19 protein-coding genes are annotated in these 22,500 nt (G+C 46.4%); 15 read left to right on the top strand and 4 right to left on the bottom strand.

Annotated features, from left to right (window positions below):
* Positions 1–355 precede the first annotated feature (355 nt).
* A complete protein-coding gene (locus A3K86_RS12655) occupies positions 356–1,708 on the bottom strand; it encodes an MATE family efflux transporter (protein ID WP_068331495.1) in 1,353 nt (450 codons plus the stop codon).
* A 212-nt stretch (positions 1,709–1,920) separates the two neighbouring features.
* On the opposite strand from A3K86_RS12655, the gene A3K86_RS12650 reads away from it, so the two are divergent.
* The 13 genes from A3K86_RS12650 to A3K86_RS12590 all read left to right on the top strand — a co-directional run bounded on the left by A3K86_RS12650 (position 1,921) and on the right by A3K86_RS12590 (position 17,924).
* The gene (locus A3K86_RS12650; RefSeq protein WP_068331494.1) at positions 1,921–3,816 is read left to right on the top strand and encodes an IucA/IucC family protein; all 1,896 of its coding nucleotides are present in this window, start codon (positions 1,921–1,923) and stop codon (positions 3,814–3,816) included.
* On the top strand, positions 3,803–5,578 hold the full coding sequence (locus tag A3K86_RS12645; RefSeq protein WP_068331493.1) for an IucA/IucC family protein: 1,776 nt from the start codon (positions 3,803–3,805) through the stop codon (positions 5,576–5,578). The genes A3K86_RS12650 and A3K86_RS12645 overlap by 14 nt, the downstream gene beginning before the upstream one ends.
* A gap of 16 nt (positions 5,579–5,594) precedes the next feature.
* Positions 5,595–6,851, top strand: a complete 1,257-nt coding sequence (locus A3K86_RS12640; RefSeq protein ID WP_068331492.1) for an AMP-binding protein — start codon at positions 5,595–5,597, stop codon at positions 6,849–6,851.
* 10 nt (positions 6,852–6,861) lie between these two features.
* Positions 6,862–8,139 (top strand): DUF6005 family protein, encoded by a 1,278-nt coding sequence (locus A3K86_RS12635; protein WP_068331491.1) that lies wholly within the window; start codon positions 6,862–6,864, stop codon positions 8,137–8,139.
* A 1-nt stretch (position 8,140) separates the two neighbouring features.
* Positions 8,141–8,983 carry a sugar phosphate isomerase/epimerase family protein gene (locus A3K86_RS12630; RefSeq protein ID WP_068331490.1) on the top strand — a complete coding sequence of 281 codons (843 nt, stop codon included), beginning with the start codon at positions 8,141–8,143 and terminating at the stop codon, positions 8,981–8,983.
* A gap of 218 nt (positions 8,984–9,201) precedes the next feature.
* Positions 9,202–9,909: a response regulator transcription factor gene (locus A3K86_RS12625; protein ID WP_068331489.1), complete on the top strand. Its 708-nt coding sequence runs from the start codon at positions 9,202–9,204 to the stop codon at positions 9,907–9,909.
* Between the two features lie 238 nt (positions 9,910–10,147).
* Complete coding sequence (locus tag A3K86_RS12620) at positions 10,148–12,073, top strand: TonB-dependent receptor domain-containing protein (RefSeq protein ID WP_068331488.1); 1,926 nt, start codon at positions 10,148–10,150, stop codon at positions 12,071–12,073.
* A 75-nt stretch (positions 12,074–12,148) separates the two neighbouring features.
* The gene (locus A3K86_RS12615; protein WP_084406597.1) at positions 12,149–13,297 is read left to right on the top strand and encodes an ABC transporter substrate-binding protein; all 1,149 of its coding nucleotides are present in this window, start codon (positions 12,149–12,151) and stop codon (positions 13,295–13,297) included.
* 165 nt (positions 13,298–13,462) lie between these two features.
* Positions 13,463–14,548 carry a FecCD family ABC transporter permease gene (locus A3K86_RS12610; RefSeq protein WP_107270411.1) on the top strand — a complete coding sequence of 362 codons (1,086 nt, stop codon included), beginning with the start codon at positions 13,463–13,465 and terminating at the stop codon, positions 14,546–14,548.
* Between the two features lies 1 nt (position 14,549).
* Entirely contained in the window at positions 14,550–15,320 is a 771-nt protein-coding gene (locus A3K86_RS12605) for an ABC transporter ATP-binding protein (protein WP_068331486.1), read from the top strand.
* A gap of 237 nt (positions 15,321–15,557) precedes the next feature.
* The gene (locus A3K86_RS12600) at positions 15,558–15,893 is read left to right on the top strand and encodes a hypothetical protein (RefSeq protein WP_068331485.1); all 336 of its coding nucleotides are present in this window, start codon (positions 15,558–15,560) and stop codon (positions 15,891–15,893) included.
* A 246-nt stretch (positions 15,894–16,139) separates the two neighbouring features.
* The gene (locus A3K86_RS12595) at positions 16,140–17,336 is read left to right on the top strand and encodes a multidrug effflux MFS transporter (RefSeq protein ID WP_068331484.1); all 1,197 of its coding nucleotides are present in this window, start codon (positions 16,140–16,142) and stop codon (positions 17,334–17,336) included.
* Positions 17,337–17,594: 258 nt separating this feature from the next.
* A complete protein-coding gene (locus tag A3K86_RS12590) occupies positions 17,595–17,924 on the top strand; it encodes a DUF2799 domain-containing protein (RefSeq protein ID WP_068331483.1) in 330 nt (109 codons plus the stop codon).
* Positions 17,925–18,010: 86 nt separating this feature from the next.
* Here A3K86_RS12590 and dapD read toward each other — a convergent pair whose 3' ends face one another.
* Entirely contained in the window at positions 18,011–19,042 is a 1,032-nt protein-coding gene (dapD, locus tag A3K86_RS12585) for a 2,3,4,5-tetrahydropyridine-2,6-dicarboxylate N-succinyltransferase (protein WP_068331482.1), read from the bottom strand.
* Between the two features lie 222 nt (positions 19,043–19,264).
* Entirely contained in the window at positions 19,265–19,567 is a 303-nt protein-coding gene (locus A3K86_RS12580) for a YebG family protein (RefSeq protein ID WP_068331481.1), read from the bottom strand.
* Between the two features lie 82 nt (positions 19,568–19,649).
* Here A3K86_RS12580 and A3K86_RS12575 point away from each other — a divergent pair, with 82 nt between their 5' ends.
* Positions 19,650–20,336 (top strand): DNA-3-methyladenine glycosylase I, encoded by a 687-nt coding sequence (locus tag A3K86_RS12575; RefSeq protein WP_068331477.1) that lies wholly within the window; start codon positions 19,650–19,652, stop codon positions 20,334–20,336.
* Positions 20,337–20,361: 25 nt separating this feature from the next.
* Here the strand turns inward: A3K86_RS12575 and A3K86_RS12570 are convergent, their stop codons facing one another.
* Positions 20,362–21,258, bottom strand: coding sequence for a LysR substrate-binding domain-containing protein (locus A3K86_RS12570; protein ID WP_068331475.1), 897 nt, complete (start codon positions 21,256–21,258; stop codon positions 20,362–20,364).
* Positions 21,259–21,483: 225 nt separating this feature from the next.
* On the opposite strand from A3K86_RS12570, the gene A3K86_RS12565 reads away from it, so the two are divergent.
* Positions 21,484–22,458 carry a TDT family transporter gene (locus A3K86_RS12565; RefSeq protein WP_068331473.1) on the top strand — a complete coding sequence of 325 codons (975 nt, stop codon included), beginning with the start codon at positions 21,484–21,486 and terminating at the stop codon, positions 22,456–22,458.
* Positions 22,459–22,500: the final 42 nt, after the last annotated feature.

The following is a 22,500-nucleotide window of genomic DNA, read 5'->3' as shown; positions in this document are numbered from 1 at the left end:
TGTCACGCCGGGGGTCGCGGGTTCGAGTCCCGTCCGCTCCGCCACTTATACTAAGCCCGAGTCGAAAGACTCGGGCTTTTTACGTTTGTATTTTGGTTAATCATGGATTGGAAGCGGTCGTTCAGTAGGTTAGCCTATTTACCTTGAAGGCAGCGGCCTGCCACGCCGAGGGTCGCGCTGATTTTCGGTATGGGGAGTCCCGTCCGCTCCGCCACTTATACTAAGCCCGAGTCGAAAGACTCGGGCTTTTTTACGTTTGTATTTTGGTTAATCATGGATTGGAAGCGGTCGTTCAGTTGGTTAGCTATACCTTTTTGATTCCCATTTCTTCATTGTTTTTAAGCCCCTCTTGCACTTAGTTAGCGTAATTTGTGGTGTAGTGCTGAGTACGAGAGTGGATTCGGTAACAATTTAAAGCAAAGAGTAATGTGAGTCCTTCTGCGACGGGAAGTGCGATAAGAAAGTGCCATGGAGCAGCAAAGCTGAACCCTAGCAATAACCCCACTGGTAATATTAATCCGCGTAATAAGGCTATGGTGGCAGATTGGCGTGGTTGTTGGGTTGCCGTGAAGTAGGATGAGAGCAGAACATTCATCCCACTAAAGAGAAAACAAGGCCAAATAACCTGCATGTAAGCTTGGGCTTGAAGGCTTGCTGTACTGGTGATGTCATCAAGAAATAGTGCCGTAATAAACTGAGGTGCCGACCATGCAGCCATTGCCAATAATGCACTGATCATCATGATTGTTGTGGTAGCGACTGCCATGATCTGCCGTATGCGGTGTTTGTTTTTTGCTCCATGATTTTGGCTGATCAAGACGTGAACGGCATCGATAATGCCATAAAACGTCATCATTCCGATAAAGAGTAAGTAATTGGCAATGGCAAACCCTGCGACACCTTGCGCTCCTACGTTGCGAAGCAGTAGCCAATGTACTGTAAATATCACGATCCCTACCGAGAGTTCATTAATAAACTCTGAGCTGCCATTGTAAAGTGCGCGTAAAAAGCGAGGTGCAGAGAGTAGTTTCGTAGTGAGTTGTAAACGTCGTTCTGGGCGAGTAAAAAAGAGTAGCATAATCACGCATTGTAGAGTTTGTGCTAACGTTGTTGCCCAAGCCGCCCACGAAATATCTAACTTAAAATAACCAAGAAACAAGGCATCTAAAGCGATATTCGTTCCCGCCCCAACCATCAAAGCTATTGTGCCAAGCACTGGCTGACCATCTACTCGGATAAAGTAATACAACACCATGCCTGTCAATTGAATGATAAGGCAAAGCGACATGATATTGAGATAGTGAGACATGTCTTGATGTAGGGCTAATGGTGCGCCTAAGAAGTGAAATAGCACAGTTGGAAACCAATGTATCAACAGAGCGGCAAGCGTCGTTATGCTAATGATTGTGAGCAATGATTGGCTGAAAATGCGATGAGCGAAGACGTGTTTATTTTCGCCGAGATACTTTCCGGCTAACACTGAACCACCAATAGCGATCATTAACGCAAGTGCAAACATAAAGGTGAAGTATGGGATCAACAGATTCACAGCCGCTAGCGCACTTGAGCCTAAAAAGCGGCCAATGAAAATACCATCAACAATCCCGGCGGTAGATATGGCTAATAAACCCAATAGTGATGGGATGGCGTAATAGAAAAACGTCGGTAATACGGCACCCTCAAGGGCACGGTTGGTTTGCTTTGCCATAGAAATACATGATTTATTATTTTGAAAACCAGTATCTTGTTGAAAATCCTGCTCGACCGCTAGCTTCCTATCTGTTGTTTTGAATCCTACTCAACCTTCCTTGTAACAAACGTAACTCTTATTGAAATGAGAATTAATATCATTAAATTCTTGTGAGCTTAGTCAGTATTTAGTACGAAAATTTAGACATCAAGGATTTAGCTAGAGGGATTATGAGCTTAGATGTGAACAACATAGCGGAGCAGGCATCCTTTCAAGCATTTATGAACTGCTACTTGCGGGAAGTGGAACAAGGAGGGTGGCAAACCGCCCAACAATGGCGTCAGGTCTATCAATCCCAACACGAGCGTGACAATACAACGTTGTTTGCTATCAAGGATGATGCTTGGATTGTAGAGATTCCTTTACCGCATCAATCTGCAAAGTTAGCGGTTGAAGTCACATATCGCACCCAGGTTGGACGGCACAGCTTTGGTCGTCTTTTCCACTACCAAGCGTGGCAATTTTTGCCGCAATGGAGTGTCATTGCGCCACTAAATGCCGTGCTGTTATTGGTACGAGAGATGTACGTTAACGCAGGTTATCAAGACATGGCAGAAAAGGAGCGTGAGTTACTCCGACGGATCCTTGATAGCGAGCAAGTCATGCAGCGCTATGTGACAGCGCGTAAAGATGATGAGCGACTACAAAGCTTACGTTTTATCGACGCCGAGCAAGCCTTGGTCTTTGGACATTGGCAGCATCCGACTCCTAAGAGCCGTCAGGGAATGGCGGATTATCAACATGATGACTATGCCCCTGAGCTGACAGGTGAGTTTTCTCTCCATTATTTTCAAATTCACCGTTCTTTGATTAGCCAACGCTCAGCATTGGCAATCACAGCTGAAGATATGATCCGCCATAGTTTTGCTGTTGGGGATTTAGTCACATCTGAACACGTAGTGTTACCCATGCACCCTATTCAGGCTCAATGGTTGCTACATCAAGACTATGTCCAAGCCTTGATCGCACAGCGGATGATCATTGACTGTGGTCGCCGCGGCATTGCAATGACTGCGACATCATCGGTTCGCTCGCTATATCATCCTGAGTTGCCATGGATGTATAAGTTTTCAATACCAATAAAAATCACGAACTCATTACGAGTGAATAAGCGCCATGAGCTAGAAGCTGGTGTGGTTATGGCAAGCCTCTATCGTAAGACCGGGTTTTCAGAGCGCTACCCAACATTTCAAGTGATCACTGACCCAGCCTATATTACGGTCGATTTACCTGCGCGTGCTGAGAGTGGTTTTGAAGTCATTATTCGAGAAAATCCTTTCCCACTGGGCGATGATCACGACACCGTTACCATCGCGGCGTTAACGCAAGACCCTCTTTTAACTTCTGACTCTCTACTTGCCTGCCATATTAAGCAGTTAGCGGAGCGAATGCAGACGTCATTGCCGCAAACAAGTATGAAGTGGTTTGCTCGTTATTGGGATTGTGCTATCGAGCCAATGATCCGCTTGTACGATGAGCACGGTATAGCGCTTGAGGCGCATCAACAAAATAGTGTGCTGCGCTTTAATTCTCAGGGCTACCCGCAGACTTACTATTTTCGCGATAACCAAGGTTTCTATTTATCCACCGCGTACGCCACCTATTTAGAATCGTTAGAGCCTGACTCTGCGACAGTCCATGATTTGTATTTTGATGATCAGATGATTTGTGATCGCTTTGCTTACTATCTGATGGTTAATCATCTCTTTTCCATCATTGGTCGTATGGGGGCTGATCAATTGATTGCTGAATCAGTGTTATTGCATTTTGTACAGCAGCGCCTAACGGCTTTGAAGCAGGAACTGACAGGGGCGGGCCATCGTTTTGTTGCCAGTTTGCTGAGTAAGCCCAGTATTCCAGCTAAAGCGAACTTGCTTACTCGAGTGCAAGATATTGATGAGTTAATGGTGGAGAACGAGCAAGCGGTGTATACCGCGTTTCCTAATCCACTCTCAAGCGCATTACCCTGTTCATCTCTGGTGGGGACAGAGAGTGATGTATCACAAAACAACGATGAGAAAGCGGTAGTGACAGAGCCTTCGGAGGTGACGAATGCCATTGCCTGATATGAGGATGCTTTCTGCAGAGCAACGTGTATTACGTCAATTAGTTGAGGCGTTGTTATTTGAAGGTGCTTTGCCGATTCAAAAGCAATCGCTGAGTGATGGACGAACACGCTTTCAATGGCGCATGGGTCAACATGACTATCAAGTGATAGCACGAGAAGGTGCTTTTGGTCGTGTCAGGTTGGATATCGGTAGCTTAACTTGCTCGGTGGCTTCTTCCTCACAGTGTAAAACAGCGGATGTATTTGCGCCTTGCCTTGCTCAAGTGGTCGCAGATTTACCGACCACGGAGCAGGTAAAAGCCGCAATGATGGATGAGTTTCGCCAAACGATCACTCTGTGCAAATGGAATCAGAGCCACTTAACATTGCCTTTATCACGTCGTCGAGCGAGCTATACCCAACTTGAAGCCTTGCTGGATGAAGGTCACCCTTATCACCCTTCATTCAAAGCTCGAACGGGATTTTCGTTGGAGGATCATCATGCCTATGGTCCTGAAGGTGCCCAATCGTTCTCGCTGCAATGGTTGGCAATTAAGCAGCGTCACCTGCAAATGAATCTACCTGCCACGCATGATGTGTTTTGGCAAACCGAGTTAGGGCGTCACCATTGGCGGTCTTTAACTCAGAAGCTAAAGGAAAAGGGAGGGGATTGGCAGCGCTATGCTTTGATGCCGGTTCACCCATGGCAATGGCAGCAGCTTCAGCAAGATGACACCTTCTCTCCTTTCTTGAAAAAAAGCACGACAGAAGGGGGAGGTGATGAGGTGATTGATTTAGGGCTGGCGGGCGATAACTATGTCGCTTCACAGTCGGTGCGCACTTTGATTAATCAGAGTTACGCAACCAAAGCGCATATCAAACTGCCATTGAGTATGGTGAATACCTCTGCTAAACGCGTGCTGGAACCGCATTCAATTTGTAGTGCCCCAGCCATTTCACAGTGGTTAATGCAGGTTATTACCAGTGATGTTGAACTTCATGGTCTCACCATTTTGCCAGAGTACGCGGGATTACACTTCCAACCTAGGCACCATCCCTTAGGACAAGCTCCTGCTGATGGATGCTTAGCCGCTATTTTTCGAACCAGTGTTGAAAGCCAGCTCCAAACAGGCGAGCAAGCGATTCCATTTAATGCCTTGATGATGATAGAGCGTGATGACTTACCGTTTATGGCTGGATGGATTGAACGTTATGGGTTGGCTGCGTGGCTGACGCGTTTGCTGGAGGTCGCTGTGGTGCCTGTGTGGCATCTCTTGGTTAAGCATGGAATCGCCATTGAAGCACATGGTCAGAATATGATTTTGATCCACCGCGATGGTTGGCCGGAGCGGATCATGGTGCGTGATTTTCATGAGAGTGTGGAGTATTGCGCGTCATTTTTGGCATGCGAAGAGTTCCTGCCAGACTTTGCTGCGCTTAATGACGTTTATCAACAAGCACCTCTCGATCTCTATTACCAGATGAGCTCTGTTGAGTTGCTGCGTGAACTCGTAGTCGACACCTTGTTTGTTTATAACTTGGCTGAAGTCTCGCACTTATTTCATGTCTGCTACGGCTTTGATGAAGAGACATTTTGGGCATTGGTACGCCAGTGCTTGGATGCCTACGCCGAGCGTCATCCTGGATTGAGTAAACGGTTACATGCCCTCAATTGTCATGCCCCGCAAGTGCTCACGGAATCTTTGATGACTCGAAAACTGACAAGTTCAGCCGATGAGTGTCATCACTGGGTACCGAACGCCCTTGCAAGTAATAAGTGAATATCACAAGGAAAGTATGATTTACGTAAACGATGATCACTATGATCAAGCTTATTTTGAGCGTCATAATGCGGCTTTTTCGCAGCATGATGTGTTGGGGCAATGCCAAGGGAAACGTATTGCAGTTTGCAGTTCAGATCCTGCGTATTGGTTGGCGGTTTGTTTGTACCTCAAAAGCTGTGGTGCTTCGGCGTATCCCATTTATGGCCAAACGCCAAAATTGGCAGCAAAAAGGCTGGCAAAAAAAGCGAACTGTCATTATTTGCTGTTAGAAGAAGGACGCCAATGCCTGTCATTAGGTCGAACTGATAATGATAGCCAAGCCGTGCTAGTGCAAACGAGCTCGGGAACAACGGGGGAGCCTAAAGTGATCATGCGAACTTGGCATGCGATAGATGAAGAGCTTGCCAGTTATGTCGCCAACTTCACTTTACCTAACACCATGACACCGTTAATCGCATGCCCAATTACCCATTCTTATGGCTTGATCGCTGGCGTACTTGTCGCCTTACAACGAGGCTTAGAGCCAATAGTCATCAGCAATATTAATCCTAAGTATTTGATCAAAAAATTGCTTCAGATGGAAAAGCCATTGCTCTATTCATCGCCGACCTTATTGCAATCGGTTGTGAAGCTGTATCCCGCGGATAAGAAGATTCACGCGGTGATGACTTCGGGGACGGCTTTGCCTCAGGCCTGGTTTAATGCGCTCGCTGCGCGTACCGATCATCTTTTCCAGCAATATGGCTGCTCTGAGGCCGGGTGTGTGGCGATTAATTCAGACACTCAAAGTGCTGAGCATATTGGTTTTCCATTACCGCACTTAACGGTATCGGCAGGAAACCATCGTGATGATCCCAAAGAAATTGTGGTTAACTACGGCGAAAAGACGATATATACCCGAGATCTTGGGTATTTTGATGATGTTGGTGGCTTACATTTTATTGCACGATTAGATGACACCATTAATGTCGCTGGGCTCAATGTGTACCCGCAAGATGTTGAAGATGTGGTGTTGGAAATGACAGAAATAACGGATGCCGTGGTATTTAAACGCCAAGATCCATTATCCGGTGAGCGGGTTTGCTTGCAATATGTCGCCACAGAGAAAATGGAGCCGAGTCGGATCCGTCGATGGTGTGGAACTCGCTTGGCGAGTTTCCAGTTGCCGGTTGAATTCGAGCAGGTTGCGCGGATAGAGAAAATGGCTAACGGCAAGGTTAGCCGTAAAGCCTTGGCTGAACGAGCGGTAGCGATACCTGCACTAGGTTGAGGAAAGTGAAATGACTTACCAAGAAATGATCCGTGCGATTGAAAAGGTGCTCACTGAAAATATGCAGTGTCAGCACATGGCACTGTTTAGTGAATCGGCACGATTGAATGAAGATCTGTATTTAGATTCCGTCCTTATCTTGCAACTTATCCTTCATCTTGAGCTTGATCTCGGCTTATCGGTGCCAGATGGCAATTTATCGCCTCAAGATTATGCAACCGTATCGAGTTTAGCGAATTTCTTGTCACAGGTTGGATCGTCAACTTCTGCCGCGACACCACCAGCAACAACGGAAGAATTTGAGGATGTAAAGGTTCACTGTTTTGTGAGTTGTGTTTGTGAATCTCTGAAGCGATTGGGCATAGATCATCGACCTTATTACTTCGGGGTTTGGGATGCCAATTTTACCCTAAATGATGCCTATCAACTGTGCTATCACTCAGAAGACATTCGTCATCAAGAGTTTCGTGATTGGTATCAGCGGCTGTATGGCGTTGCCATCGAACCCTGGTTTGATCCTGCGTTATCGAAACAAGCCAATATTGACCGCATGATGGCGCTGCTGTCGCAAAAAGCAGATAGCCAGCATCTAATGGTGATGCTTGATATGTATCAGTTGCCAGAGCGTGAGAATAAGTTTAACCAGAATCCGTTTCCTCACTATGTCATGTTAGAAAAAACCGACGATCCGACACAACTCTGGATGTCGGATCCTGATTTTCGTTGGGAAGGAGCATTAGCCACTGAGCGTATTTTTAATGCCATTGCCCAACCGAGTGTTGCTGGTGGATATTGGTTTGATGAGCAAGCGAGTCATCCGGCTTTAGATGTTGATGTTAAAGCATATTTTGATGCTTGCTTTATTACTCAAGCTAACCCGCTGACAGATACGATTCGTACTATTTTACACGCTCATCTTGAGGGATTATCTGGTGTAGCGTTATCTGCATTGGGTCGTGCTGCAAGGGAGATCAGAGTGATCGCGGTAAGAAAATATGCTTATGAACATGGCTTTGCTTACTTCTGGCGAGCGCTGGGGCTCGCTGATGATGACTTTGAGGCTTGGTGTGATGTGATTGAAGATCTTATCCAGACTTACTCTTCAATTCAGTATCAGTTAATGAAACTGGCTGAAACCGAAGATCTTAGCTTGGTGACAGGTATTGAAGCGCTCCTAGATAAGCAAGATCGGACAGAGCATCAGATCAAACGTCGCCTGTACGAAGTATATCAAGACTGGTGTGAATTGAACGATTTACCGCTTAATGCCGTGGTAGAGGAGGTCTAAGATGAAGCTTTCAATTTGTACCATCTCGTTTCGACACCAATTAACTTCGCTTGAGCACCTAGCTGAATGGGCACGCCGTTCTGGGTTTGATGGGATTGAGTTGTGGGGTGTGCATGCCATAGGTTTAGAACAACAACCGCAATACGATGCCAAATGGTTACGGAGTATGGGGCTGTCCATCTCGATGCTCAGCGATTATTTACCAATCGTCGGTGATAAGCACCTCGGGCAACAAAAGTGTGAGCATATTTGCCGTCTTGCTAACTATTGGCAAACGAATAAAGTACGCACCTTTGCAGGACACCAAGCCAGTCGAAGTGTTACAGCATCTGAGCGGCAGGCGATGGTTAATCGACTGCGGGCAATTTGCCATTATGCTGAGCAACAAGGGTTAGAGGTATTGGTTGAAACGCATCCTAATACTTTAGCTGATACCCCTGCCTCGACTTGGCAGTTGCTCCAAGAGGTTGATCACCCAGTATTGAAACTTAACTTTGATATCTTGCATGTATGGGAAGCAGGCGCTGAACCGATCGATTTTCATCATCAAGTTGCTGAATATGTTGGGCATTATCATTTAAAAAACATAGCTTCACGCAAACAGTTAGATGTTTTTAGTCCAGACAATGTTTATTCACCGGCTGGTACGCGTCATGGCATGGTGCCACTGTTTGATGGGGCATTCGATTATCGTCGTTTTTTAGCTCAGATTGGGTTAGAGGCTGATAAATCGGCGTCGTTAGAGTGGTTTGGTCATGATGTGAAATCGACGTTACTGCAAGACAAAGCCGCGATAGATCAATTACGTAGATACACACCTCAACATCATGCTGTTGTGGTTTAGTACAGAACGGACCGCGGGTGATGTAAGGGATTGTTAAGTGGGGAGTAAAGGATGTGCAAATGTTTTGTTATGTCTTATGCCCCAAAGTTAATGTGTTAGAGATTGCATATTAATTGCATAAGTAGTTTAATGCTCACAACTAGATGATAACTAATCTCATTAGCATCTTATTATTACAACGAGAAAATAACGTTAACCATGTCAGGGCAGGGATCATTATGGCATCGAGGATATGCCGCCAATCAATGACTGTGCTGATTGTTGAGCCTAATGAAGAAGATAGTCAGCAACTCAGCGAACACTATTGGCAAGAAGGATTTATTGTTAAACGCCAGCGCGATGCACGAGCGTTAAATCATGCAGCAACATTTACTGATATTGATTTGATTGTGTTATCGATGGAGCTTCCTGAAATGGGAGCATTTAAATTATTGAAACAGTGTCGCCAGATTACAGATACGCCGATCATCGTATTGGCTGCTAGTTATCATGTACCGGATTGTACCAGCAGTTTTTTATATGGTGCTGACGATTACATGACCCTGCAACGCCCGCTGCAAGAGCTGGTGTATCGCTCACAGGCGATTTTGCGCCGTATCCACAACGTAGGGATTGGTGCTGAAAAGCGAACTGAGTTGGTGATTGGTGAATTGACGATGGATCGCCAAACATTGCGTGTGACGGTTAATGAACAAGCCATTTCGATGACCCCAATTCAGTTTAAATTACTTTGGACGTTAGCATCGCAACATAGCGAAGTGTTAACCAAAGCCTATCTGTATCGTCAAGTGCTTGCGCGAGAGTTTAGTCCTTATGATCGTAGTTTAGACATGCACTTGAGTCGGGTGAGGAAAAAGCTGGTGGCGGCAGGGATGTCAGCGACACGGTTACAAACCTCCCACGGTAAAGGCTATTGCTTCGCTTGATCTGCGTTTTAGGTTAGTGCCAGCATTTATGTAATAGCGGCTTTTCACTGCCTCTAATATCAATACGAATAAATTCACTATCATGGAGCCTATGCTCTGTGATGGTTTGCTGTATCTGTTTGATTTTGATGTATTTAATCTTAAGTGTAACAGTTGTAAAACTCGTTTACACCAAACTAACAAGTATAGAGAATAGCTCAAATTTCGATAATAGTTCTCATTACTGTTGGATAATAGAATGATACAAGGCCGTACATTTCCCCTCTCTTCACTTACTGCTGCTGTTTCTGCTGTGCTGTTCAGTGGCGTGAGCGTTGCACAAGAAAATCACGAAACGCTGATTGTGACAGGTAATCCACTCACCATGACCGAAGTGGTGATCGATGCTGATCAGCTCGATAAGCGCCAAGCCAATGATCTTAGCGATATATTTCGTAGTGATCCTGAAGTCGCTATTGGTGGTGGCTCAAGTGTGTCGCAGAAAATCTATGTTCGTGGGCTCGAAGATAACATGCTCAATGTCACCATCGATGGTGCGACGCAGTCGGGCAATATCTATCATCACCAAGGACGTCTATCGATTGAACCTGAATTATTACAGCAGGTTGAAGTCGCCGCTGGGGCTGGGCGTGCTACTAATGGCGCCGGTGCGCTTGGTGGTACCATCCGATTTAAAACGAAAAATCCGGAAGACCTGCTACGCAATGGGGAGCGTTTTGGCGCCTTAGTGAAAGGCGGTTACTACGATAACACCAAAGGTTATAAGGCAAGCGTAAGTGGCTATGGTTACTTGAGCGATAAAATCAGTGCATTAGCCACGATTTCTTATAGTGATCACGGCAACTTTAAGGATGGTAACGGACAAGAACAGCCGCATACCGAATCAGAGAACAAGGTTGGTTTCTTGAAGTTAGTAGGTGATTTTACCGAATCGCAAAAACTAACGCTAAGCTATGATCGTCGTGAAGATGAGGCCTTCCGTTACCACCGACCACAATGGGTGCCGAGCCGTAAAAATGCGCCGATCAACCAAGAAATGATCCGTGAAACGATTACCGGTAACTACCAGTTTGATCCTGCCGCCAATCAATGGTTGGCACTGGATGTCACTTTGTACAATACAGATACTTCGCTTAAGCATATTCAAGGCCCTTGGGGTGATTACCTAGGTGAAGCGAGAAGCTATGGTGGTGATGTTCGTAACGTTAGCACGATTGGCGATCACCAACTGACATACGGTGTGGAATACCGTGATGATAAAGGTTCGCTAGGTAGCCCAATTTATGGCTCAGATACCGATAAAGGCACTGCTGCAGGTGTCTACCTGCAAGGTGACTTCCAATTAATGGAAGCCTTGTTGTTGAGCGTGGGGGGGCGTTACGACAAGTATACTTTGGATGAATCAAAAGGCTCGAGCTTAAAGCACAGTGGCTTTAGCCCTAATATTGGTTTGAACTATGAAATTCTATCAGGCTTGAATGTTCACGCGGGTTACGCTCAAGCGATCCGTGGGGCACAAGTACGTGAAATCTTTAAATTGGACGGTGCTAAGAGCAGCGCTGATCGTAAAGAAGAGCAGGCGCAAAACACTGAGCTAGGGATTAACTGGCACAGCAACGGCTTAAGTTTGTCGGCAACAGGTTATTACACCAAAGTGAAAGATGTTGTTGGCGAAACGGAAACGCGTCCACGTGAACTGACTAACCTTGGTGATTTGAAAACCAAAGGCTTTACTGCTCGCGCTGGTTATCAATGGGATGCGTTGCGCGCTGGGTTGAGCTACAACCGTTCTCGTCCTGAGTTGAACGGTCAGCCGCTTAATGATGATACCAAAGGTATCGGTACTGCGATTGGTGATACTTGGGTTGCTGACTTTAATTACCAAGTGTTTGATGGGCTTGAGTTGGGTTATAACGGTCGTTTTGTGCAGCGCTTGAAAGATGTGGCGACAGGTTACGATGAGAAAGCGGGTTACGCCGTGCATGATATTTATGCCCAATGGTTACCGCTGGCTAATGAGGGTCTCAAGCTAACTCTAACCGTGAAGAACTTACTGGATAAAGCGTACCGCGATCATGCTAGCTACGGTAATAACGGTGACATAGCCCAAGGGACTTTAGAGCCGGGTCGAGACATTCGTGTAAGCGCATCTTACGCATTTTAATAATACATCCATGAAAGAGGAGCTTTGCTCCTCTTTTTGCGTTGTGGGGAACAAACTGCCGAGATGAGGGAAAGAATGGTGCATATTAAAAACAAAGGATGGTACCGAGGGTTATTGGTATCTGTGTTTACTGTGATTCTTGCGCTTACCAGCATGACAGCGTCAGCGGCGAAAACCATCGTTGATTTAGCTGGGCGTGAAGTGACTTTACCTGCCAAAGTGGAGCGCATCTTACTGGGTGAAAGTCGCTATATTCCTGCGTTAGCGATTTTAGAAGGCGACCAAGTCTTTTCGCGAGTCGCGGGAATGATGGGGGATCTGAAGATAGTTGATCCTGATACCTATCACCAGTATCAGCAAGCGTTTCCTGAAATCGATAAGGTGCCGTTATTTGGTAAAGGCGCATCCGATAGTTTTAGTTTGGAAACGGCATTGGCACTGAAAGCCGATGTGGCGATTTTTGGTATCGAAGGCCATGGTCCAAGTGCACGTAACAGCGACATTATCGATATTTTAGAGCGCGCAGGCGTGACCGTCGTGTTTATCGATTTTCGCAAAAATCCGATGAAAAATACTACCCGTAGTTTGGCAATCATGGGCGAGGTATTAGGGCGTGAACAGCGTGCTCAAGATTATATTGCATTTTATAACGCCGAATTAGCAAAAGTAGAAAAAGGATTGGCAGCGCTGAAGGGCAAGCCTGCACCTAAAGTTTTTCTTCATAGTCGAGTTGGGCTTAGCAACGAGTGTTGTGAAACGATGGCTCGAGGTATGGTGGCGCAAATGCTGGATTTTGTCGGTGCCGATAACATTGCTAAGCCGCTTATTCCAGGTACTGTCGGGGTCATGAATCAAGAGTACCTTCTGACACATCAACCCGATATCTATATTGGTACCGCGATTGGCTCTACTGAAACCTTGGTGGAAGAGCCGCAATACATCGTATTGGGAACCAGTATTGATAAAGGTATTGCTCATCGCTCTCTAGCTAGCATCACTCAACAATCGCCATTGAAAGAGCTGACGGCAGTTCAAAATAAGCGTGCCTACTCGATTTGGCACCATTTCTATAACACCCCTTTAAACATTGTTGCGGTTCAGACATTAGCTAAGTGGGTGTACCCACAAACCTTTGCTGCTCTCGACCCGCAAGCGACATTGCAAACCTTGTATCAGCGTTATCAACCCGTGCCATTAGCAGGCACGTACTGGATGGCGTTGTAACACAAGGTAAAAGTGAGAAAAAAAGGTTAACGGTGACCTAGTCAATAGCTGCAAATAATGCGTGATTTATCAGCTTGAATAAGCAAATAGCGAGCTGAGCTGATATGTGCCGGAGAAGCTGATAGCGCTTCTCCGGTTTTGCGTTTCAAAACCAAAGAGAAAATGATGAGTACAGAGTTAAAAGTGGATGGCGCTAACGATGGGATCCCACAGCCAACTTCGCTGGCGCAGCAATATCGTTCGTTTGTGTTAAAGCGCTTAATGCTGCTCATTGCGATGGCGGTCGCACTACTGGTGTCATGGACAGTTGATACCGCGACAGGTCCTTCGCTGTTAGGACTAGAAAAGATTATTCAAGCTTTGTTTTCGCCACAGAGTTTAGATGCCGTTGAGCAGGTGATCATTTTTGATGTGCGTATTCCTTACGCTTTAATGGCCGTCGCTGTGGGGGCATCACTTGGGCTGGCGGGGGCTGAAATGCAAACGTCGCTTAATAACCCTTTGGCGAGTCCATTTACGTTAGGCATTGGTGCAGCTGCTTCGTTGGGGGCGGCAGTGGCGATACTGTTTGATTGGTCTTGGCTGCCATTCGGTTTTCACTTTGTGTTGCCTTTATTTGCCTTCCTGTTTGCGTTGGCGGCGGCTTTGCTGGTGGTGATGTTATCGCGTAGCCAAGGTGCTTCGGTGAATACAGTAATTTTGTTTGGTATCTCTTTGTTCTTTGCGCTCAATGCGTTAGTTAGTTTACTGATGTTCATTGCTGACAGTAATGCGTTACAGCAAATTGTGTTTTGGACCATGGGGAGCCTCGCACGTGCCAATATCGAAAAAGTATTGGTGGTACTGACTGCATTTGCGATTTGTTTTCCGCTTTCTTGGCGCCAAGCGTGGGCAATGACGGCGATCCGCTCGGGGGAAGATCAAGCACGTAGCATTGGCATTCGTGTCGAGCGAATGCGGTTAATGGTGTTGCTGCGTGTCAGTGTACTTACTGCGGTTGCGGTCGCATTTGTCGGTGAGATTGGTTTTGTCGGCTTGGCCGGCCCGCACATTGCGCGTTTGTTATTAGGTGAAGATCATCGCTTCTTTCTACCAGGAAGTGCTATTGCTGGGGCTTTGTTGCTGTCATTGGCTTCTATTGCGAGTAAAAGTTTGATCGACGGGGTGATTCTACCCATAGGGATAGTGACATCGTTAATTGGTATCCCATTTTTTATCAGCCTGATTTTGTCGCAAAAAGGGAGAGGCTAAAGTGTCGTTATCCATAGAGCAGTTACAAGTGGGTTATCGTCGTCAGATCATTATTGATGGTTTAACCGTACCGACCATTCCCAGTGGTCAGTTGGTAGCGGTTTTAGGACCGAATGGGGTCGGTAAATCAACCTTATTACGCGCTATAGCCCGCTTGCAGCCTTATCAGGGCGAAGTGCATTTAGCGGGAGAGCCATTAGCAACATTACCTCTGGCTGAATCCGCGAGACGAGTGGGGTATCTGCCGCAAACCTTGCCTCAAGCCACTAGCTTGGTGGCGTATGAAATCGCCTTTAGCTCATGTCGAGCAGTGAAGCCTGAGTTAAGTACTCAGTATATCGAAACCCTCATTGAACAAGTGTTTGCAACATTAGGTATTTCTCACTTAGCCCTTCAGCGTTTGAGTGAAATGTCGGGCGGACAACGGCAAATGGTTGGCTTGGCACAAGTGCTGATCCGCGAACCTGAGTTATTGTTATTGGATGAGCCAACCAGTGCATTGGACTTACATTGGCAGATCAGTGTGCTGCAAACCGTAAAGCGGATTGTTAGCGATAGCCAAGCTATTGGTTTGGTCGCCATTCACGATATTAATTTGGCATTGCGATTTTGCGATCAGCTGATGGTGCTTGGTCCTGCAGGGTTACTGGTAATGGGTAAACCGGACGTGGTGCTCACGCCGAGTATTTTGCAGCAAGCGTATGGGATCCGCGGACGAGTTGAACAATGCTCTAGAGGTTTTCCGATTGTATTGGTTGATGAGGCGATGTAACTCGCTTGGTAACAGAGTGAAAACTAGCATTTCAACATATCGTCTTCGATCATGGCTCAAGCTCGTGACTTAGTTTATGAGAAGGTTTATGAGCAGGTTTAAGAATTGGCTTAATAGTTACTTACACATTATCTGCTGAATTAAACAAGGTGTTAAGTGTATTGAAAGGCTTCTACTTGCGTCGATTATCTGAGTTATGAGAGGGTTAGGCTAGGTTTAGTTATAGGGTTAAAAAGCATGAAGTTTTTTTACGAGCGTACCGAATCAGAGCGAGAAATTTGTGTGGTGATCAAACCGCATTCTTTGTACTTGATGTTTGGGATGTTGGCTGTCTGGTTATTAAATGATTTTATGTTGCAGTCAGCGCCAGTGGCTCAAATCCTGATGCCTGCATTTTTGGTTTTCATTGCGGTGCGTTTCTTCACCATAATTAAAGTGCACCGTGAAATTTTGGTAGCGCTTAAACAAGGTCGAGTGAAGACCCAAGGAAGTAAATTCTCGTTTAATAATCCGCTGACTTACGTTATTCAAAAAGAACAGCCTGCGTCTCAATCGCAAACACACGACGAATAATTTGGTCTGAGTTGTACCACTGCTTATTAACGCCAAGCATCTGTGCTTGGCGTTTTTGTATATAAATTTCAATCGTTTATTTTTCTACTCTGATGTCTATATAGACACATGCCACCACTCTTTCCTATTGGGAAACTATTCCTTATTTTCGCGCTACTAATACTCTTGTCTTTAACGTGCATAATAGAAAAGTGTGCGCAGAGCCGTCGTGATGACTGACTTTTTCTTCGTTTGATGAGGTGTGGAATGGATAAATTTAGCTGGAAACCCCTGCTACTTGCTTGTTTGATAGTCAGTGTTGGCCAGCTAAGCCTTGGGCTTGTTTTTCCTTCTTTGCCTTGGATCGCCAAGGATCTTGCGATCACTGCGGATCAAACCCAGCTGCTGGTGTCGGGTTATTTGCTGATGTTTGGGGCCTCTCAACTGATCTATGGTCCGCTGTCTGATGTATTTGGTCGCCGACCTGTACTGTTATCAGGTTTAACCATCGCTATGGTGGGGCTGGTGATTGTGGTTGGTTTTAGCTCCAGTTTTACCGGGTTGTTGATAGGGCGGATCTTACAAGGTTTTGGCGTCGGCAGTGTGAGTGTGCTGGCGCGAGCGACGATGCGTGACAGTTATCAAAATCAGAACTTTGTCAAAGCCATGACTTGGGTATCCATTGTTGCTGCCTTTACGCCTATTATCGGCCCCGTGATTGGGGGGATGGTGAATCACTACCTTGGTTGGCACAGTTTGTTTGTGCTGCTGTTAGTGTATGTGGGCGTGATTTGGTTATTGCTGATGGTGATGTTCAAAGAAACTTTATCGCAAACCGAGCGTCCGCAATCGGTGAAGGTGTTAGCCCTTTCTTATTTTTCATTGCTGCGTGAACGCCATTTCATGAGCTTCGCTGCCATTGGCTGGGTTAACTTCACCTTGGTGGTGCTGTCGATTTCCCTGATGCCTTTTATTATGCAGGTACAAATTGGGATGAGCTCAGATGAGTACGCGTTATGGGCGATGATGCCAGCGGTAGGTTTATTGAGTGGTGGTCTCTTGTGCCAGCGGGTACGGCCTCGACTCGGCACCATGAAGATGCTGTATTTAACGCCTTTACTGCATTTACTTGCTGGGCTGATTTTTATTGTAATGCCTCTGTCGCCTTATACCGTGAGTGGCGGTCACTTCTTGTTAGCGATGGCGAACGGGATGGCATTTCCGTGTGCTCAGTCGATTTTATTGCAGCCATACGCGGATAAAGCGGGCACCGTTTCAGCCTTATCTGGAGCTGGGCAAATGATCATTGCATCAATCATTAGTAGCTTGTTGTTGCACTTTGGTATCAGCCAATTATGGCATCTAGGAAGTGTGTTGCTGGCTGCTGTATTGATTGGTTGGAGTTTGGTCTTTTGGGGCAGTCACTCTGTCAGTGGTCAGCAAGCCGCTGCTGCGCTCAATTAACTTACGATTAAGCAATACTGGTAATTAGAGTATGCAATCTTCACTGTTGTGATATTCGAGTTTCATCACACGTTTTCTGTCAATTTCAACCATACTTAAATGACTCCCACAGCAGTGGAGTGATTCTGAGCGGGTAACATTTGGCTGGTGGCTTAACGTTATACCGTTTGGAATAAACTGAAACGCCGCCTCAAGCGTATTTCAGTCATGAATAACAACAATGATGCAAGATAAGCGTCAGTGGCAGAGGATGTAAGTATGGCAAAATGGATAAGCATAGCCTTGCTGGCAGGGCTGATCGTGGGTTGTAGTTCGTTTTATGAAGCGGAACTGACCAAGAATAAAGATTGGCAGGCGTTAGGTAATTACCACGGTGAACAAGGGTATCGTGAGCTCAATGAAGACCGATTAGGTGATTTGGGCGCATTAAGTGAAACCGAGTATGAAGAGTACCGAGCCGGTTACCTCAAAGGGCGATTTGATTATTGTAGCGGGCGCCAAACGCCAAATACGGTCGTTAATTCAGGCTACTTAAATGATTGCACATCTAACAGTAGTAGTTACGGTTTGGTTGGGCGTGGTTATTAATCGTAATTTCATACAGTAAAGGCTGCCAACAGGCAGCCTTTGTTATTTGTGTCGCCCGAAAAGGGGACGGATGTTCAGCAACTCAATTAGTTGTTGCTGTGTAGCTCGCTGTTTAGCTCAATCGCAGTCTTGTTGGTTAGACATTCGATTTGACCTGTCATTGAGTTACGACGGAATAGTAGATCCGGTTTGCCTGCAAGATCGCGCGCTTTAACGACTTCTACTTCTTTACCGTCTGCATCAAGCATGCGTACTTTTGAGCCAGCTGTAACGTATAGACCTGATTCAATCGTACAACGGTCGCCCATAGGGAAGCCAAGACCTGCGTTAGCGCCAAGTAGGCTGTTTTCACCGATAGATACGACTACTTTACCACCGCCAGATAGAGTACCCATGATAGACGCACCACCGCCGATATCTGAACCGTCGCCAACCACAACACCTGCAGAAATACGACCTTCCACCATGCTCACACCAGTTGTACCTGCGTTGAAGTTGATGAAACCTTCGTGCATCACGGTAGTGCCTTCACCTACGTGCGCACCCAGACGAACGCGAGACGTGTCAGCGATACGCACGCCAGTTGGTACCACGTAGTCAACCATTTTAGGGAATTTATCAACACAATCGACAGTGAGGGTTTCACCGTTTAGGCGTGCTTCGATTTGACGATCAGCTAGCTCTGGTAGGTCGATTGCGCCTTGGTTAGTCCAAGCGATGTTGTGAAGAAGGCCGAATACGCCATCCAGTACCACGCCGTGCGGCTTAACAAGACGGTGAGAAATAAGCTGTAGCTTAAGGAAGGCTTCAGAAACCGAGGTTGGTTGCTCGTCGCTTGCTAGGATCACCATTACTAGTGGTTGCTTGCTGTCTGCTGCTTTAGCAGCAAACTGTGCACTTTTGTCATCGCCAGCAGCAGCGAAAGCAGCGCTAAGATCTGCACACTGAGCAGCCGTCACTTCAATCGCTTGGTTACCTTCTTTGTATTCAACTACTGCAGCAATTGCGTCAACCAAAGCGTCGCTTGGGTTTAGTACTGGTGTTGGGAAGAAAGCTTCGATGATTTTACCATCACGGTTTTTGGTAGCAGTACCTAAGGCAAGAGCAAAATTGGCCATCTTGAATTGTTCTCCATCTCGAAAGTGCATAGCACTTAATTCGTCTTTATGTTGTTAGCTTCATCATAAAGAGAGTTATCAAAATATAGAAGGGGTGAGAGGGGAATCAGTGAAAAATGACGTAGATCGGACAAAAATGGGTGGCTGGGACTGAAGATGCTGAAATTTGAGCCATAAAAAAACCTCCAAGCGGAGGTTTTAAGGATAGGTGCAAAACAATGCTTACGCTGCGTCTTCTTGTGGCGCATCTGCTACCACTTCAGGTTTCGCGGCTTTTTTCTTTGGTGCAGCTTTCGCTTTTTTTGCACCCAGTGCTACCAGTACTTGCTCACGTTTTTGTGCCAAGAACATAGATAGCTCTTCTTGTTTTGCTTCGTCTTCGAATAGCTCGCTTTCACCTAGTAAAGCAAACATTTCGTCAGCCATATCCAACATTTTGTCGTATGCGTCGGCTTCGGACTTAGAGGTGAAAGTCATCTTTTCTTCTCCGTTGCGCTCAACTACATATTTGACGATAACAGCCATGGTCACCCTCTCCCGAATTGATTTACTGGCTGTTTATACAGTAGCATCAAGGGGTATGTCCAGTGATAAGCGGTGATATGTGATGGTGCAGGAAAAATTTACTCATATTTATGCGCGAGCAGCAGAGCGAAAAGGCGGTGACGAGGCATTGGAATCGATGTTATCGGTGCCATTATCTGCTGAGCAGTTAGCGGCGATCCCCGATGACCGTTGGTTGGCGGCTTTTACCCAGAAAGTCTTTCAATCTGGCATGAGTTGGAAGGTTGTTCGCAGCAAATGGCCGAATTTTGAAGAGGTGTTTTTTGGGTTTGATATCGAAAAAATGCTGCTGATGCCAAATGAAATGTGGGAGCGTAAAGCGACCGATCCAGCCATTATTCGTCACTTAGGCAAAGTGATGACGATTCCTGAAAATGCCCGCATGATCCACCAAGCGACTCGTGAGTACGGCTCTTTTGCCAACATGGTTGCCCAGTGGCCACAGCAAGACATCATAGGTTTGTGGCAGCACTTGAAAAAGCACGGTAAGCGACTGGGCGGTAATACTGGCCCTTATACTTTGCGTGTGATGGGCAAAGATACCTTTATTTTAAGCGGTGATGTTGAAGCTTACTTGCGCAGCACTGGGGTGATCGATGGCGGACGCGATACTAAAAAATCGCAGCAAGCCACGTTAGCGGCGTTTAACGATTGGCAGCAGGAGTCAGGGCGACCACTGTGCCAAATCAGCCAGATTATTGCTTTTAGTACTGGTGATAACCGCCTGTAAGTCAGAATGACTGTAAGTGCTGATACTAGACGGTAAATTGCCATTGCTGGCTAAAAGAGATGAAGAGTTCCATCAGCGGACTTTGGTATTTCTCTTTGTGGTATAGCAACCAATACTGGCGTTGCATATCGAGTGGCAGTGGCAAGATCACCAAGCGTTGATCGGCAACGGCGCGCTGGACCGCGAATTTCGACAGGCAAGTTAAGCCTAAGCCGGCGGCGGTACAGTTTATGATTGATTCAGTGGTATTGAGCTCAAACGCTTGTTGCCAATTGGCGAGACGTGGCGCAAGCCGATTAAGAAAAAACTCGCGTGTGCCAGAGCCGGGTTCACGCAAAATCCACTCGGAATGCTCTAAATCTTGTAGCGAGACTTGGTTGAGCTTGGCAAGTGGATGTTCAGGGTGGGCAACCACCACCATTTCATCGGCAAGCCACGGTAGGCTGATCAAATCCGCTTGCTGAACATTGCCTTCAACTAATCCGACATCCAATTCAAACTCACTCAACATGTGGCAAATATGGCTGGTATTGGCAATAAATAACGATTGCTGGTGGTGATCAGCGTGGCGGCGAAAGTCGCGCAACAAAAACGGGGTGAGTTGATTGCCCACAGTATCGCTGGAACCAATGCGTAGTTGACCCGTAGCGGGACCCGTTTGATTGAATAGCTGCTCTATGGTTTGACTACGGGCCAGTAACTCATCGGCAAGGGGTAATAAACGCTTACCTTGTTCATTGATGATCAGGCGGTTGTTATTGCGGTCAAATAACTTGTGATCGAGCTGCTTTTCTAATTCAGATAACGCCATGCTGACCGCAGGTTTAGAGAGAAACAATTTGTCGGCGGCAGCAGTAATCGTGCCTTCTTGCGCGACAGTAACAAAGACTTTGAGCTGTTTGAGGGCAATCGCTGACGCCATGGTGTTAATCCTATTATTTAACGAAAGTTGCAAATATAATACCTGTTATTGATAACCCAGTTGATAGGCGATTGAGTCGAGTCACTCAACGACGCGGTTTTCCGTTAAGTAATACTTAACCTTGGGTTAAATTTATTCAGATATTCTAAATGATAGCAGCGAGTTAGACTGCATTTTATTCTCACAGTGTGTGTTGAGCACGCAAAATGCAGGTGGAGTGATGTCATGTTAAAAGCAACCAAACGAAAAGTGGCAGGCGCACCGACCCCAATGGCCGGATTAGCTTTAGGTATCGCCAGCTTAGGTTGGTGTTGGGAAAATGCCGTCCCCGCGCAGGGCATGGCGCAGCTAACAGGGGCGGGCATTGCCGCTGTACTGTTGCTGATTTTAACGGTGAAGTTTATTTGCCACCCTCGGCTGCTGTGGCAAGACTTAGCGCATCCAGTGGTGGGCAGTGTAGTACCGACTTATGCCATGGCAAGCATGGTGGTCGCTAAAGCAATCAGCCAGTTTTATCCTGTGGTTGGTCAAGGGCTATGGTTGGTGGCGGTAGTTTTGCACTTGGCTTTCTTGCTGACCTTCATTGTTCATCGAGCACGGGAATTTGAATTACACCACATGGTACCTAGTTGGTTTGTACCGCCCGTGGGGATTATTGTTGCTGATGTGGCTTTCCCAGGAGGCGCTTTTGCACCTTTGGCTGATGCCTTGCTTGTATTTGGCATGGGCGCTTATGCGGTGATGTTGCCTCTGATGATTTACCGCCTGATCTTTAGCGCTGAAATTCATGATGCAGCCAAACCAACCATTGCTATTATGGCGGCACCAGCGAGTCTATCATTGGCGGGGTATTTGACGGTAACGGCTACGCCATCACCAGTAGTGATTGGTCTGTTAGTGGGTATTGCGGTATTGATGACGTTTGTTATTTACCTGACTTTCTATCGCCTATTACGGTTGCCGTTCAGTGCGGGCTACGCGGCATTTACCTTCCCGGTGGTGATCAGCGCGACCGCGCTATTTAAAGTCGCGGCTTGGATGACCCAGTTTGGTTTTGATGTGCAGTACGTTCAGCAAGTTGCGACCTTGGCGCGATTTGAATTAGGGATGGCAACCTTGATAGTCAGTTACGTTGCGGTGCGATATTTAGCCCACTACCGTCCACTGAGTCGTTTGTTCCAAATTCCTGCCACCGCTTAATCTTCACACGCCAAACCTGTTGAACTCGGGTTTGGCGTCAAT

The organism is Photobacterium jeanii (assembly GCF_001650345.1).
Taxonomy (GTDB): Bacteria; Pseudomonadota; Gammaproteobacteria; order Enterobacterales; family Vibrionaceae; genus Photobacterium; species Photobacterium jeanii.
This window is presented reverse-complemented; position numbering and strand designations above follow the sequence as displayed.

What these genes read in the sequence shown, in the direction of transcription:
- A3K86_RS12575 (WP_068331477.1), top strand. Translation starts at nt 19,650, where the DNA reads ATGGTGCAGGAAAAATTTACTCATATTTATGCGCGAGCAGCAGAGCGA.
- A3K86_RS12645 (WP_068331493.1), top strand. Translation starts at nt 3,803, where the DNA reads ATGCCATTGCCTGATATGAGGATGCTTTCTGCAGAGCAACGTGTATTA.
- A3K86_RS12595 (WP_068331484.1), top strand. Translation starts at nt 16,140, where the DNA reads ATGGATAAATTTAGCTGGAAACCCCTGCTACTTGCTTGTTTGATAGTC.
- A3K86_RS12615 (WP_084406597.1), top strand. Translation starts at nt 12,149, where the DNA reads ATGGTGCATATTAAAAACAAAGGATGGTACCGAGGGTTATTGGTATCT.
- A3K86_RS12640 (WP_068331492.1), top strand. Translation starts at nt 5,595, where the DNA reads ATGATTTACGTAAACGATGATCACTATGATCAAGCTTATTTTGAGCGT.
- A3K86_RS12630 (WP_068331490.1), top strand. Translation starts at nt 8,141, where the DNA reads ATGAAGCTTTCAATTTGTACCATCTCGTTTCGACACCAATTAACTTCG.
- A3K86_RS12625 (WP_068331489.1), top strand. Translation starts at nt 9,202, where the DNA reads ATGGCATCGAGGATATGCCGCCAATCAATGACTGTGCTGATTGTTGAG.
- A3K86_RS12610 (WP_107270411.1), top strand. Translation starts at nt 13,463, where the DNA reads ATGAGTACAGAGTTAAAAGTGGATGGCGCTAACGATGGGATCCCACAG.
- dapD (WP_068331482.1), bottom strand. Translation starts at nt 19,042, where the DNA reads ATGGCCAATTTTGCTCTTGCCTTAGGTACTGCTACCAAAAACCGTGAT.
- A3K86_RS12565 (WP_068331473.1), top strand. Translation starts at nt 21,484, where the DNA reads ATGTTAAAAGCAACCAAACGAAAAGTGGCAGGCGCACCGACCCCAATG.
- A3K86_RS12635 (WP_068331491.1), top strand. Translation starts at nt 6,862, where the DNA reads ATGACTTACCAAGAAATGATCCGTGCGATTGAAAAGGTGCTCACTGAA.
- A3K86_RS12655 (WP_068331495.1), bottom strand. Translation starts at nt 1,708, where the DNA reads ATGGCAAAGCAAACCAACCGTGCCCTTGAGGGTGCCGTATTACCGACG.
- A3K86_RS12600 (WP_068331485.1), top strand. Translation starts at nt 15,558, where the DNA reads ATGAAGTTTTTTTACGAGCGTACCGAATCAGAGCGAGAAATTTGTGTG.
- A3K86_RS12650 (WP_068331494.1), top strand. Translation starts at nt 1,921, where the DNA reads ATGAGCTTAGATGTGAACAACATAGCGGAGCAGGCATCCTTTCAAGCA.
- A3K86_RS12620 (WP_068331488.1), top strand. Translation starts at nt 10,148, where the DNA reads ATGATACAAGGCCGTACATTTCCCCTCTCTTCACTTACTGCTGCTGTT.
- A3K86_RS12590 (WP_068331483.1), top strand. Translation starts at nt 17,595, where the DNA reads ATGGCAAAATGGATAAGCATAGCCTTGCTGGCAGGGCTGATCGTGGGT.
- A3K86_RS12580 (WP_068331481.1), bottom strand. Translation starts at nt 19,567, where the DNA reads ATGGCTGTTATCGTCAAATATGTAGTTGAGCGCAACGGAGAAGAAAAG.
- A3K86_RS12570 (WP_068331475.1), bottom strand. Translation starts at nt 21,258, where the DNA reads ATGGCGTCAGCGATTGCCCTCAAACAGCTCAAAGTCTTTGTTACTGTC.